Origin of the sequence: Peribacillus sp. NPDC058075, from assembly GCF_042885195.1 — a bacterium.
In the GTDB taxonomy this organism is placed as follows: domain Bacteria; phylum Bacillota; class Bacilli; order Bacillales; family DSM-1321; genus Peribacillus.
The window spans coordinates 2,980,242-2,992,706 of the sequence record NZ_JBHVSL010000001.1; the positions used below are offsets into that span (position 1 = coordinate 2,980,242).

Consider the following 12,465-nt stretch of genomic DNA (forward strand, 5'->3'; position numbering starts at 1 on the left):
GACAAAGTATTTTAAATCAAAATACTTTGTCCCCCCATTAATATCCTAGAATAAACGGATGAACACGGCAACTCCGTTTCGCCCGAAGTCAAGGTTCAATACTTGTACAAATCTATTTCCAAGTAAACAACGTACAGCAGCTCTGTAGGAATCACCACGCTCTAAATTGGCAGTACAAGGAGCAGCACTTCCAATCATTGTAGCTTGTACAATTGTACGCTGAGCTAAAGGTATTAACGTAGCTCTTTCCCAAAGAATCGTAACTACATCAACAGATCTAGAACCAGAACCAGACATATAATTCACCTCTTTTCATTGTTAATATATTTAATGCAATTTCAGACAGCTTGGTTCATTCTTTTGTCACGCTACACACAAAAAAGGCAAATTTACTATCTAATTATTCAAGAAAAATTCTAGCCACTTATTCAAAAGGAAACGAGCGCCAATAGGGAAATCCAGGAACACTTTGAAATCCACCAAGTCGTCGAAGCCACTGCCCAGATTATTGAGCAATACATCTGAAACCGAGCTGCGAATGAAACATGGCAGTACATTTGTCAAAGGACTCATAAACGATTTCAGAGATAGATTCCATTTAAGGAAATTAACAAGAAGAATCTATTGATGATAGAAACTGATACAATTCATTTCGATTTTCGCCGATTGAATTTCATAGTCCTGATGATTTAATGGAGATTGTGGCACGGATTAGTAAGAAGGCTTAGGTTATTTGGGGGTTGTGAATGAGAATATGACGTTATCAAGACGTTTTCGCCTATTTTAGTGACCGCTTTTGAAACCCAAAAACATGCGTTATTAAAGGAGTTGTGACCAAAGGTGTGACCGCTCCTGTAACGAAATAAATAAGACTAAAAAATCTGTCTGAAAGTTCGTGATTCCATTCATATAAAAAAGAAGTTCCAAAAATAAATGGAACTTCTTTTTTATATGAATTTTTGAATAAGCCAATATATAGATAGTAATCAGTTGTATAAACCTATTAAATAGCTTCCGTTTTTTTTGTAGCCAATTTGCCATATAGTCTATCAAAATCTGGATGGGACGTCATTACCAAGCTTAGCGAAAGCTTGACCCATTTTCTTTATACAATTGCTCTACCGCTTTTCGCTCTCCAATCCGCTCACCATATGGAGGATTCTCACCAGATTATTTCTTTTCCAATTGCTTCTACAATGGCTTTGGATAAAGAAATACAAATAAACCTCTCTCTAAGAATGGAAGAGGCTTATTATAACTGCACTTTCTCTGGTCACACAGTGGTCACATGTGGTCACAAAAAGCAGCTTTTTTTTATCCTCTTAATCAAAAAAATTCCAACGTTTCCAACCTACATCGACGGCACTTCCGAACTGACATGGCATGCCCCTTTATATCATTGGAATATCTTGAATACATCTTTCATCGCCAAATATGTTATACTATTATTAAAGAGGGTGGCTAAATTGAAAAGCAATAAGTATAATACTGGTGAAACAGTAACTATTCAGGATACTAATGAATCAGTAACCATTAATAAATGGGCATATGTAAAAAACATGAAGAGATATTCTTATACTGTAAAAGAACATCCGACTACTTTTTTCTTTGAAGAAGAATTAAAAAAAGCTTAATGACAAGTCACTAAAAACCTACTCAGTCAGAGTGGGATTTTTTTTTCATTTTTTAGCACAATAAAAAACAGACTCCCATCGAGGAAGTCTGTTCATATAGGTTACGATTTAATTTTAAAATTAAGCTTTTTGAACGTTAGCAGCTTGAGCTCCACGAGCACCTTGCTCAACGTCGAAAGTTACTTTTTGACCTTCGTCTAAAGACTTGAAGCCTTCGCTTTGGATAGCTGAGAAATGTACGAATACGTCGTCTCCGTTTTCACGTTCGATAAATCCAAAACCTTTTTCTGCATTAAACCATTTAACTGTACCTTGTTCCATTGTTGTTGCCTCCTAGTGCATAACACACATGTATTACTATTTTCAATCATTTGGAAAATAACGAGTATCCTCTGCCACAATCAAAAACAATTCTATATTAGATTAACATGAATTGATGCAGATAGCAAATTATCCAGTGATATTTTAAATGGGCTTCACATTTTTTTCTTTTTATTTTCTTTATTTATCCAATTTAATGATTCAGATAGTAATTAATGGGTATATCAGAGTAATAAGAAACCGTACGATTTTCACTTAAAGAAGGATCAACAAGGAGGTCACTTAATGAAATATTACAAAGTTTCTAATAGCGGTTTTGACCGTAAGGTTATTGTAGCCTATAGCGGGTATGAGGCACTCGGATATTATTTAATGGAAATCGATGATCAACTTGGTTTTGTTGATGATATAGATGTGGAAGAAGTGGATGCTGATGAACGGGTCGAGATTTCTTATACTGGGTACCCCGTTTATAAAACACTTAAGGAGCTTTATCAAGAGAAAGATTTTTGGGAAGTTCCTTATGTTGTCGTTGAAGTCGAATAATGAAAGCACCCCACATCTTTAAAATCATACACATTTACCTCCCAATCAACTCAATCGAATAGTATTTGATAATGGCCAGATATTCACGGATGTATGATTTCAATAATGACACTTTTGGTGTCTTTGCCGGCATTCCCTTCATGTCCAAGCCTTCTCTTTTTGCTATTTTGACTGCCCGGTAGATATGAAAGTCATTACTAACGATCAATCCTAAAGCTGCTGTATCAGGAATGAGGTCTTTTGAGAAAACAATATTTTTCGTGGGTTGTTGTAGATTCGTCTTCCATCATGATGCGTGCTTCTTCAATTCCTTGGGCGATTAGCCCCTGTTGCATTGCTTTTGCTTCCGATATTTCTTCTCCCGGTCCTTTGCCGCCAGATACAATGGCCACTGTATGTTTATTAGCCTATAGATATTCTGCGCTTTAATAATCCTGTATTATAAGGATATTGATGGCACCGAGCCTTTGACCCTTGCTCCAAGAATAATGAGATAATTGGCATTTTACGGAATTTTCTGGTGAATGATTTCTTGAATTTTCATGTGCAAAAAACCAAAATACCCCAGTACTGCAATGATACTAATTACACAAAATTTCTTTAAAGTTTTTCCCTGTTCTTTTCCCTTTCCTTATATAACATGCTTTCCCACTGACTCCCTCATAACTAAGATCGAAGAGCGGGAAATCATGAAAGACTTCCCGCTCTTCCAAAAGTATTTAAATAAACAGCTTATTCTGTAACCATATCATCATATATCAGTTTTCCAATTTTACTGATTACTTGACGGCTTTCTTCCTCTGATTTCATATCTTCAGTAAGAACTGCAGCATAAACAGTTTGTGTTTCTGACCGAATGATTGCGCAATCATGGGCAACTCCCCGAATTCCGCCCGTTTTGCTTGCGACCTTGACCCCTCTGCCCATCAGTGATGGAAGTTTATCCCTTAATTGCTGATTGTCAAATACACGCAAGATTCTTTCCTGGCTTTCTTTCGTTAAAAAATTGCCTGTATGTATGGCTTTTAAGCAGGTAATCGTATCTTCCGCCGATATGGTATTGTCGCGCCCTTCTTTTAGTGCCTTAAAATCCTGCATTTTTCGTTCAAGGACAGTATTTTTCAAACCAAGTTCCTTGATGCATTGATTGATTTCCTCAAAGCCGAGCAGGTTCATCATCATATTCGTGGATGTATTGTCGGAAACGGTTATCATCAATGTCAATAAATCCTCTACGGTTAAAAATACCTTGTTCGATAAGACATGCAGGACCCCGGATCCCCCTGTCACTTCATTAGGCGGGATGGTCACTGGTTGGTTCAAATAGATTTTCTTTTGTTCACTTTGACGATAACCTTCGATGATCATTGGTATTTTGATCAAACTCGCGGATTGAAAGGATTCATGCTCGTGATATCCAATCATGTCCCCAAGTCCATTCTCAATTTTATATGCGATTCTCCCATTATATGTTTCAACTAATGCCAAGATATCATGTTCTATAGTCTGTAAGGTCATCTATCCCCTGTTCCTCCCTTAAATATCATTTAATTCCTATAAAAAAATCCCTTATCCCCTAACTTATTCTACCATGTTAAAAGCAGTACAATCTTCTTATAAATTCCAAGTTGAATAAATTTTTGTATAAAAAAAGAGCCTTCATATTGAAGGGTACCCATTTTATACATGACCACGTGGCCATCTTCTTTACATTAATGACAGCGAAAGTAAGCATCGCTTGCATCGACAATTTTTTAAGTCCCCTTAAAGTAATCCAACGCATACCTTGCTTTTCTTTTGCATCTGCGAATACACGCTCAATCGTTTGTTTTTGCGTTTCGCATATATAGGTATTACATCTTGATGATGACGCAGATGATCTGCTCTCCCACATATGCTTGCCAGATATGCCGTGTCACTATTTTTTGATGGTCTTTGCTTTCTGTACACCGTGATAAATATGAGCATGTTTCACAAATTTGTTTTGGCGATTTGTACTCGCGATAGCCCTCTTTATTTGTTGTTGAGTACTTTAAAGTTTCTCCTGAAGGGCAAAGATAACAATCAAAGTGTTCATCTTAAACATATTCATGGTTGCAAAAGAATCCTTCTTTTTTCGAGGACGAGTATAGGGTAAAGCAGGTGTGATTTCTTTGTTAAATAGGTAGATTGTAATCGCTGGTGTTTTGTAAGCTGCTTATCCACCTTTCTCAATAACTTGCTCAACTAGTCGCTCCAAAATATGACTGTCATGTGTAATAACAGATGTTACAATCGTTCCCAATACAAATCCGTTGCGGTCTGCGGCCGCGTGGAATGAATAGGCAAACTGTTTTGTTGGTTCATCTTTCACATAGTAGCCCCTCTCAGGATCCGTAGTACTTTCTTTAATTGCTCTGGTTTCTTCCTTATCACATTTATCTGGTGGAAAAGGCTTCTTTCCATGGTTTTCACGACCTTGATTGATTTCATCTTGAAGACGTACTTGATATGCTCGTGTGCGAATAAGCGCAAATTTGAAAAGAAAATCGTACGGCAAAGAAAAATTTTAAACATAGTTGATTGGAACGGAAGGTACGAGACTCCTGCGGGAAAAGCGCGTCTAGGGGAGACCCCGCAGGCGAAAGCCGAGGAGGCTCCCCGACCGCCCGCGGAAAGCGAGTGCCTAGAGTGTAAATCAACGTCCAAATTGTACAAGCCATAAAAATAGACAAACTCGATTTTCATCGGGTTTGTCTACAGTCTGAGAGCCTTCCTATCGAAAGCTCCCTTAATAACAGATATTCACCTGGCATTAACTGTCCGGCTCTTCGCTAATGGAAATCGTTTCTTCTCGGTTGTATCCACCTGTGTGATTTTACCGTCATGCACGGTTATTAAAACTGATCCATATTGCAGATCGTCCAAGCTTGAAATGATATGCCTGATTTTCAATTCTTCTTTCTTTTCCATAATATCTCTCCCCTTCACTACTGGTAATAAAGCTTCGTTTCATGCCTAATGTTAAAAGTGATCGCATGAAAAGCGCAGGTGCTTCCCACTTTCAATGTTTTCTTGAGGAACTTGGTTTACCTATCATATCCTCATCACTTTACTTTCCGAATAAGAATAACCAGTTAATAGGAACTCCATATTCCCCTCCCTTCACTATAAAAAGTAAAAGGCACCCGCCATCTAATCAGATTAGATGTAAGGGTGCCTTTAGTTGACTAATCGGCAATATTCGGGAGTTGCTTATGTTATAGAAGAATACGATTCAAGCCACAAACCACATTATTCTTACCAACTAACTTGGTATTTACTAATATAATCCATTTTTCTCCTATTGTCAATCATCTGTTTAAATTTTCTGATTAGTCCGCGTTTTACATTTTACTTATTTACCACTTTACCAAACTAAACTATTTGAGATATACTATTTTAGTATAAGTTCTCGGTATAAACACACACTTTGTATATAAGAAAGGTTCGATATAAATGGTAAATAAAAAATGGGGTTTATTGATTTTGACCACTTTCGTAATTGGAAATATGGTCGGCGGCGGAATTTTCATGCTCCCTGCTCAATTAGCACAGGTATCCAGTCCATTAGGGGCCACATTGGCATGGATTGTTACTGGACTGGGAGTATTTCTAATAGCTTTGGTGTTTGGTAACCTGGCAGTCCGGAAACCGGATTTGAAGGCTGGACCGCAAAGTTATGCTCAATCATTATTTAAATCTCCTGCTAAAGGAAGGGTTTCAGGATATAGCATGGCTTGGGGCTATTGGGCTGCGAATTGGGCTGCGACAGCTTCTGTCATCATCTCATTTGCTGGTTACCTATCAACGTTTTTCCCGGTGATGCATAGTACGAAAGTGATTTATACAGCGGGTTCGTTTCAACTTGAACTAGGTAAAGCATTAACGTTTGCGGTATGTTCCATTGCCCTTTGGGGGATTCAGGCAATCTTGGTAAGAAGTTTTAACAGTGCTGGGAAAATGAATCTTTTTGCTACAGTTACCAAAGTGCTTGGATTCTTATTCTTCATCATTATCACGATATTCATCTTCGATACTTCCAATCTAGGAAACGGAGCTGAATTTTATGATAAAGCGGGTTCAGCCATCTCTTTAGGTGATCAAGTGAATGCTGCTGCAATTTCAACATTATGGGCCTTCATCGGTATTGAAGCTGCCGTCATGCTTTCAAACCGTGCCAAGTCACAAAATGATGTAAAGAAAGCGACGATTCTTGGTTTACTTATCGCTGTTGCCATTTATATCGGCATTACTTTATTGACGATGGGTGCCATCTCACAAGACGATTTGAAAATATCACAAAAACCGCTTGTTGACGCACTACAAGCAGTTGTTGGTTCAAGCGGCACGTATTTAATGGCTGCACTTGCCGTCATTTCCTTATTGGGATCGACAATCGGATGGATTGTCGTTGCATCTGAGGTTCCCTATCAGGCAGCGAAATCGGATCTGTTTCCGGCCTATTTTGCGAAAGCGAACAAAAATGGCACACCCGTCCGTTCTATGACAATAACAAATATCATGACACAGATATTCTTATTCTCCACTATTTCGGGTACGATTTTGGAGGCTTATAAATTTTCGATGATCGTCGCTACACTCGCTTACTTGATCCCGTATCTTGCATCCGTTCTGTATCAATTGAAACTGGTCATGACTGGGGAAACCTATGACATCATGAAAGGTTCAAGGGTACGTGATGGAATTATTACCATCCTGGCGTTAATCTACTCGATTTGGGTCATCAAGACAGGTACAGCCGATATGAATACATTCATACTTGGCATTGCCTTATATGTATTCGGAATCGTCCTATACCCAATCTGGATGAGAAAAAAAGCATAACCTTAAACACCTTGGCATCAATAAGTGCCAAGGTGTTTTTTTATATATCCTTTATTGACAATAAAGTTCTCAGCTGAACCGTTTCACCTGATCTTAACTCCCTCAATCCAGTCAATTTTGCTGACAAATCCAAATTAGGAGCATTCGTTACCCATGTATATGGTTCAGGACAGACGTACCCCTCCTGGTTGAATAATACCCAAAACTTAAACTGTGGATCAGCATGATAGATGACCTGTATGCCAGCCTCTTGGTCAGTGAGAATGCACTCGTTTTCGAGGGCTCTTTCCTCATCATAGCCAAATAGGTCATCAAACAGCCGGCCCTCCAAGCTAAAGCCGTTTTGGATTTCAAATGTATTGGCCGTTTCATGAATTGCACCAGTGGGCAATGACCTTTCATTCAACTCCCAATGTTTATTGACGGGAAGAGATATTCTGCAATGCTCCAATTTCCCCCCTCGTCCAAATGGAAAATTGAAAACTGTATGATAACCTGCCCCCCAAGGAAAGGGTTCAATGCCCTTGTTGGTGATTTCCAATTTTATATCCAATGTTTCAGCCCTTAAAGATAAAGACATATTCACAGTGATATCTTGTGGAAAGCTATCTTTTAGATCAAATTCGCTGCTTGAAAATTCAGTATTAATGACGATTTCTTTCCCGTTCACTTCCCTTTTGCAGACTTGCCAAGGCTTGTCATGTAAAAAACCATGTATATGATTGAATTTTTCCCTTTCATTGACCGGAAACCTATACTCAGTGCCCTTATATGTAAATTGACCATCTTCAATTCGATTAGGAGGAAACAGGATAGGCATTCCGTATAAAATGGGAGCCTTTTTATACTCTTCCAGACAAACTGGAGTTCTCAGCACCTCAATGTCCTTTTGCTTGTACTTAAACGAAAGCAGATTGCTTCCTAAAGATGGCGCAAGTATCGCTTCCACTTTTTCATTGCCGAATTTTAGGGCCTTTTCATTTAAAAAAGTGATATCTTCTATGTAACCTGTCACTTATTCTCCTCCTTTGACTTGAACATATACTAATCCTACTTCCACCGGCCATTTTTTGCAACAAATGGAAAATATAATTCATTATATTATATGTATGTTGGCAATCTAGCATTCGTACCGATCTGCTTATACCTTATTAAATAAAAAAAGGATGCCGTTAAGGCACCCTTTTTTACTTATCTATTACTTTCACTTACTAATGCCACTATTCCTTCTTCATCATCCAAAACAAGTTCAATACCCGAGTATGGATCTTTATTCATGTATTCATCCAGCCATAAACGTAGCGCTTCTATCAAGTTGATGGTAATTAACACTTGTTTCCGGCCATCGACAAACGCTTCCGCCGAAAAGCCATACTCATCATCATACATTAACTCCACTTCTACCTCATTGGGTTGTACCTGCTTTTTACGGGAAATGTAAACACAAACCGCATTGATGATATCTTGTTCGGAAATCTTTAGCCTCTCCATGGATTTGCATCCTCTTTCTTCTTCTTATCCTTGAAATATGTGAATATTTTACGGATTACAACGATTAATACCACAACCGCCAACACGTTGATTAATAGACCAAGTATAGAGCCAAGCATTCCCATATTGGCGAATAGGCTGCCAAAAAGTAAACCTGCCAGTCCACCTAACATAAGTCCTTTCATTAAGCCGCCTTTTGCAAATGTGTTTCCAGTCTTAGCTTTATTGGCAGTAGTAGCATCGGATTTCTTCGTTTGTTTATTTTGGAAATTCGAATTATTATTGTTGTTGCTGTTAAAGCTTCTTTTACCGGACTTGTAGCCCCTTGCATCGACAGACTCCGCATGATCCTGGAATACATAAGTGCCGACAGGCGAGAATGCTAGTGTAATTGTAAGTAATGCAGCCATAAGTTTTTTCATCATGTTTTTATTCCTCCGTTTAATAGTATGAAATGTTGTTTCTTATATGTTTTCCCAGATTTACTGAAAGTCCACATCACCTATCCTTGTTTTATCTTATAGTATTTACGTTGAAATTCAAAATAAGTTTCATTTTTTTTTGATTTTTTTCAAAAAAATAAGCAGGGGCATTTTCCCCCTGCTTATTTTTGAACTATTAGTTTACACGAACGACACGGCCGTTGTATACACCTGCCCAATATCCACTTTCCATATTGGCAATTGCAACACCTGTTGAACTTTGGGAACCGATAAACTTGCCGCCGCCGACATAAATTCCGACATGCCCATCAGTTTTATACGTATTGAAAAATACTAAATCTCCAGGTTGTTTTTGACTATCAGAAACTTGACGTCCTGCATTTTTCAATGCATCCGTACTTGCTGGAAGGTTCACACCAGCTTGTTTATAAGCCCATGCAACGAATGCTGAACAATCGAAAAGACCGTTAGCGATATCGGATGCCGTTCTTCCGCCACCAAATTTATATGTGGAGTTACCGATATATTTATAACCTGCTGTAATGGCAGATCCTGTATTTGCACTGCTTGGCTTGCTTGATGCTTCCGTTTTACTGGCTGCAGGTTTAGCAGCAGAACTGTTTTTAGCTGAATTTGAAGACGATTCAACTTTAGAAGAAGCTTTTGCCGAAGCTTCGCCTTTGGACGAACTTGATGATTCTTCGTTAGAAGAACTTGATGATTCTTCGTTAGAAGAGCTTGATGATTCTTCACTGGAAGAATTTGAAGTATTCACTTCTTCAGCAGCACGGTCAAGATCTGCTTTCTCTGCTGCTTTACGTTCTTCCTCTTTTTTGATATTTTCACGGATGGAAGCTATTTGTGCTTCTAAACCGGCATCTTTATTCTCTAAAGATTGTTTTAGCGCTTCTGTTTCCGATTCTTTCTTTTCAATCTTAGCCTTCATGTTGACAGTTTCAGCTTTTTGATCTTTAATTTGAGATTGCATGCCTTTAAGCTCTACTTCCATATCCTTAAGGCTTTGCAATTTTTTCTCAACGGTCGCTTGTTTTTTCTCTAAGTCAGCTTTATCCGCTTCTTGCTCGCTAAGAATCTGTTGGTCTGCTTCCACGATAGTGGCTACAGCTCCAACACGATTAACGAATTCACCAAAGCTTTTAGAGCCTAAAACAACCTCTAGGTACTCAACGTCCCCGCCGCTCTCTTGGAATGAAAGCGCGCGCTCTTTCAGGACTTCCTCGCGTTTTGCGATTCTTTCTTCCAACGCGTTAATTTCTTTCTTTAAAGAATCTATGTCTTTTTCGGTGTCTTTAATTTCTAGTTTAGTATCTTTGATTTTTTGATCGTTTTCTTTCATTGCCGATTCGATTTGGGCAATTTGGGCATTCATTTTCGATTGTTCTTTTTTCAATTGCTGAATAACTTGTTCCGCCTCTGAAATATCTGATTGTATTCCCGTACGTTGCGATTGAATGTCCGTGACGTCCGTGGCGGATTCAGCTTTTACAGACGGTATGGCAAAAGCGCTTCCTAATCCAAGCATAATTGTCGTGTTCAATACGATAAGTTTTTTCTTCAAACTCATTTCCCCTGCTTTCCTCCCCTTGCATTTCCATCGACCCACTTCTTTTTCTCTATGAAAAATACTTAGTCAAAACAAATTGCTGGGAACTCTTCTCTATTTTTTTTACTCATTATGTAATCTTCTAAGGTTGAGATAATATTAAATACATTTCTTAAACTCTACTATGTTTTCATCTAAATCGTAGTATATCATCACATTTTGTCAAATGCGTAATAACAATATTACAATTATATTTCAATTTTAACATTAAACATAAAAATTCGACTTTTCCATGTGATAAAACATCCAATATCTTACATAAATAACCTCGTAATTTGATGCAAGACTTTCTATCTAGTGTTTGGCACCAAGGGACCAGAGACTATTGGCAGGCAAAACTAACCACTTGCGAATGCATGGAAGCCCTTTTGTAACAGATTGCTGCTCCTTTACCTTTCGTATTGGCAGGTCCGCTGGCATTCCCATAAAAAAAACCGCTCATCAGCGGTTTTTTCGTCAATATTCGACCCATCCTTAAATTCCAGCCATAAAGTCGACAAAAACTTTCAATTCTTTCGGTCGGACGAATACCCTTTCTCCTTTGCTTATTTCCAGATTCAAATATTGTTCTTTCGTCAGTTCGATTTCCAGCGGTTCGTTTGTATCCTGACGAATGACTTCTATCCGGACGATTGGACCAATTGTATGAATGTGCTCAATTATGGATGCGATCGAATCCTTTTCTGTTGGTTCCCTTTCTATGATAAAGTTATGAGCCCTTACATAACCAGTGCCCGCTCCATCTTCACTGCCCGGGGCATTCATTTCCACATTCCCAGTTACCAATTTCCCTTGGTGGACGTTGCCCTTGAAAAGATTGACACTGCCGAGAAAATCATAAACGAATGGATTTTCCGGGTGATCATATACTTCTTCCGGAGTTCCAATCTGTTCAATTTTCCCTTCATTCATAATTACGACCCGATCAGCAACATCCATCGCCTCTTCCTGATCATGCGTCACGAATACACTTGTAACATTGAATTCATCGTGAAGTCTTCTTAGCCAACGCCGAAGTTCTTTGCGAACCTTGGCATCCAATGCCCCGAATGGTTCATCAAGCAAGAGGATATGCGGTTCAACGGCAAGTGCCCTTGCCAATGCGACACGCTGGCGCTGGCCGCCTGATAATTGCGCTGGATAACGATCTTTATATCCTTCCAGCTTGACGAGTTGAAGCAATTCGGTAACCTTTTGTGCAATAACTTCTTTACTGGGCCTTATTTTTCTAGGGCGTACCTTTAATCCATAGGCAATATTATCAAAAATGGTCATATTGCGAAAAAGGGCATAATGCTGAAAGACGAAACCAACATTTCGATCTTTTACATGTTTATGCGTGTAATTCTCTTCATTAAAAAGGATCTTTCCGTTCTCAGCCTGTTCAAGACCCGCGATGATACGCAGCAATGACGTTTTTCCTGATCCTGAAGGACCAAGCAGGGCAACAAGTTCACCGCTCTTTATTTCCAAATCGATGTTCCGGAGTGCTTGATAGGACCCGTAATATTTTGTAACATTTTCAATGATGATACTCATT

At 38.7% G+C, this 12,465-nt stretch carries 15 protein-coding genes and 1 pseudogene; 2 read left to right on the forward strand and 14 right to left on the reverse strand.

Annotated features, from left to right (window positions below):
• Nucleotides 1–45 precede the first annotated feature (45 nt).
• From ACFVS1_RS14775 to cspC, 3 genes are all read right to left on the reverse strand, one after another.
• Nucleotides 46–297 (reverse strand): hypothetical protein, encoded by a 252-nt coding sequence (locus ACFVS1_RS14775; RefSeq protein WP_387548393.1) that lies wholly within the window; start codon nt 295–297, stop codon nt 46–48.
• 783 nt (nt 298–1,080) lie between these two features.
• Nucleotides 1,081–1,140 carry a hypothetical protein gene (locus ACFVS1_RS14780; protein WP_387549371.1) on the reverse strand — a complete coding sequence of 20 codons (60 nt, stop codon included), beginning with the start codon at nt 1,138–1,140 and terminating at the stop codon, nt 1,081–1,083.
• A 614-nt stretch (nt 1,141–1,754) separates the two neighbouring features.
• On the reverse strand, nt 1,755–1,955 hold the full coding sequence (gene cspC, locus ACFVS1_RS14785; RefSeq protein ID WP_010331195.1) for a cold shock protein CspC: 201 nt from the start codon (nt 1,953–1,955) through the stop codon (nt 1,755–1,757).
• 285 nt (nt 1,956–2,240) lie between these two features.
• Between cspC and ACFVS1_RS14790 the strand changes: the two genes are divergently transcribed.
• Nucleotides 2,241–2,501, forward strand: coding sequence for a hypothetical protein (locus ACFVS1_RS14790; RefSeq protein ID WP_387548396.1), 261 nt, complete (start codon nt 2,241–2,243; stop codon nt 2,499–2,501).
• 34 nt (nt 2,502–2,535) lie between these two features.
• Here the strand turns inward: ACFVS1_RS14790 and ACFVS1_RS14795 are convergent, their stop codons facing one another.
• The 5 genes and pseudogenes from ACFVS1_RS14795 to ACFVS1_RS14815 all read right to left on the reverse strand — a co-directional run bounded on the left by ACFVS1_RS14795 (nt 2,536) and on the right by ACFVS1_RS14815 (nt 5,453).
• Entirely contained in the window at nt 2,536–2,709 is a 174-nt protein-coding gene (locus ACFVS1_RS14795) for a hypothetical protein (protein WP_483878251.1), read from the reverse strand.
• A gap of 16 nt (nt 2,710–2,725) precedes the next feature.
• Complete coding sequence (locus tag ACFVS1_RS14800; protein ID WP_387549375.1) at nt 2,726–2,836, reverse strand: hypothetical protein; 111 nt, start codon at nt 2,834–2,836, stop codon at nt 2,726–2,728.
• A 397-nt stretch (nt 2,837–3,233) separates the two neighbouring features.
• Nucleotides 3,234–4,019, reverse strand: a complete 786-nt coding sequence (locus ACFVS1_RS14805) for a serine hydrolase (protein WP_387548399.1) — start codon at nt 4,017–4,019, stop codon at nt 3,234–3,236.
• A 169-nt stretch (nt 4,020–4,188) separates the two neighbouring features.
• Nucleotides 4,189–5,001: pseudogene (locus ACFVS1_RS14810) on the reverse strand (transposase); the annotation flags it as partial.
• A gap of 284 nt (nt 5,002–5,285) precedes the next feature.
• Nucleotides 5,286–5,453 (reverse strand): YezD family protein, encoded by a 168-nt coding sequence (locus ACFVS1_RS14815; protein WP_352921805.1) that lies wholly within the window; start codon nt 5,451–5,453, stop codon nt 5,286–5,288.
• A gap of 525 nt (nt 5,454–5,978) precedes the next feature.
• On the opposite strand from ACFVS1_RS14815, the gene ACFVS1_RS14820 reads away from it, so the two are divergent.
• Nucleotides 5,979–7,367, forward strand: coding sequence for an amino acid permease (locus ACFVS1_RS14820; protein ID WP_387548403.1), 1,389 nt, complete (start codon nt 5,979–5,981; stop codon nt 7,365–7,367).
• Between the two features lie 40 nt (nt 7,368–7,407).
• Here the strand turns inward: ACFVS1_RS14820 and ACFVS1_RS14825 are convergent, their stop codons facing one another.
• From ACFVS1_RS14825 to ACFVS1_RS14850, 6 genes are all read right to left on the reverse strand, one after another.
• Complete coding sequence (locus ACFVS1_RS14825) at nt 7,408–8,382, reverse strand: aldose 1-epimerase (protein ID WP_387548405.1); 975 nt, start codon at nt 8,380–8,382, stop codon at nt 7,408–7,410.
• 176 nt (nt 8,383–8,558) lie between these two features.
• Nucleotides 8,559–8,858, reverse strand: a complete 300-nt coding sequence (locus ACFVS1_RS14830) for a YxcD family protein (protein WP_387548407.1) — start codon at nt 8,856–8,858, stop codon at nt 8,559–8,561.
• A complete protein-coding gene (locus ACFVS1_RS14835) occupies nt 8,846–9,280 on the reverse strand; it encodes a hypothetical protein (RefSeq protein ID WP_352922651.1) in 435 nt (144 codons plus the stop codon). Before ACFVS1_RS14835 ends, ACFVS1_RS14830 begins: the two co-directional genes overlap by 13 nt.
• Nucleotides 9,281–9,476: 196 nt before the next feature.
• A complete protein-coding gene (locus ACFVS1_RS14840) occupies nt 9,477–10,886 on the reverse strand; it encodes a C40 family peptidase (RefSeq protein WP_387548410.1) in 1,410 nt (469 codons plus the stop codon).
• Between the two features lie 361 nt (nt 10,887–11,247).
• The gene (locus ACFVS1_RS14845) at nt 11,248–11,385 is read right to left on the reverse strand and encodes a hypothetical protein (RefSeq protein ID WP_387548413.1); all 138 of its coding nucleotides are present in this window, start codon (nt 11,383–11,385) and stop codon (nt 11,248–11,250) included.
• Between the two features lie 14 nt (nt 11,386–11,399).
• Nucleotides 11,400–12,464, reverse strand: a complete 1,065-nt coding sequence (locus ACFVS1_RS14850) for a sulfate/molybdate ABC transporter ATP-binding protein (RefSeq protein ID WP_387548415.1) — start codon at nt 12,462–12,464, stop codon at nt 11,400–11,402.
• Nucleotide 12,465: the final 1 nt, after the last annotated feature.

Bases quoted from the DNA above. Each gene is read 5' to 3' on its own strand.
- ACFVS1_RS14775 (WP_387548393.1), bottom strand. From the start codon at position 297: ATGTCTGGTTCTGGTTCTAGATCTGTTGATGTAGTTACGATTCTTTGG.
- cspC (WP_010331195.1), bottom strand. From the start codon at position 1,955: ATGGAACAAGGTACAGTTAAATGGTTTAATGCAGAAAAAGGTTTTGGA.
- ACFVS1_RS14790 (WP_387548396.1), top strand. From the start codon at position 2,241: ATGAAATATTACAAAGTTTCTAATAGCGGTTTTGACCGTAAGGTTATT.
- ACFVS1_RS14800 (WP_387549375.1), bottom strand. From the start codon at position 2,836: ATGCAACAGGGGCTAATCGCCCAAGGAATTGAAGAAGCACGCATCATG.
- ACFVS1_RS14805 (WP_387548399.1), bottom strand. From the start codon at position 4,019: ATGACCTTACAGACTATAGAACATGATATCTTGGCATTAGTTGAAACA.
- ACFVS1_RS14815 (WP_352921805.1), bottom strand. From the start codon at position 5,453: ATGGAAAAGAAAGAAGAATTGAAAATCAGGCATATCATTTCAAGCTTG.
- ACFVS1_RS14820 (WP_387548403.1), top strand. From the start codon at position 5,979: ATGGTAAATAAAAAATGGGGTTTATTGATTTTGACCACTTTCGTAATT.
- ACFVS1_RS14830 (WP_387548407.1), bottom strand. From the start codon at position 8,858: ATGGAGAGGCTAAAGATTTCCGAACAAGATATCATCAATGCGGTTTGT.
- ACFVS1_RS14835 (WP_352922651.1), bottom strand. From the start codon at position 9,280: ATGAAAAAACTTATGGCTGCATTACTTACAATTACACTAGCATTCTCG.
- ACFVS1_RS14840 (WP_387548410.1), bottom strand. From the start codon at position 10,886: ATGAGTTTGAAGAAAAAACTTATCGTATTGAACACGACAATTATGCTT.
- ACFVS1_RS14850 (WP_387548415.1), bottom strand. From the start codon at position 12,464: ATGAGTATCATCATTGAAAATGTTACAAAATATTACGGGTCCTATCAA.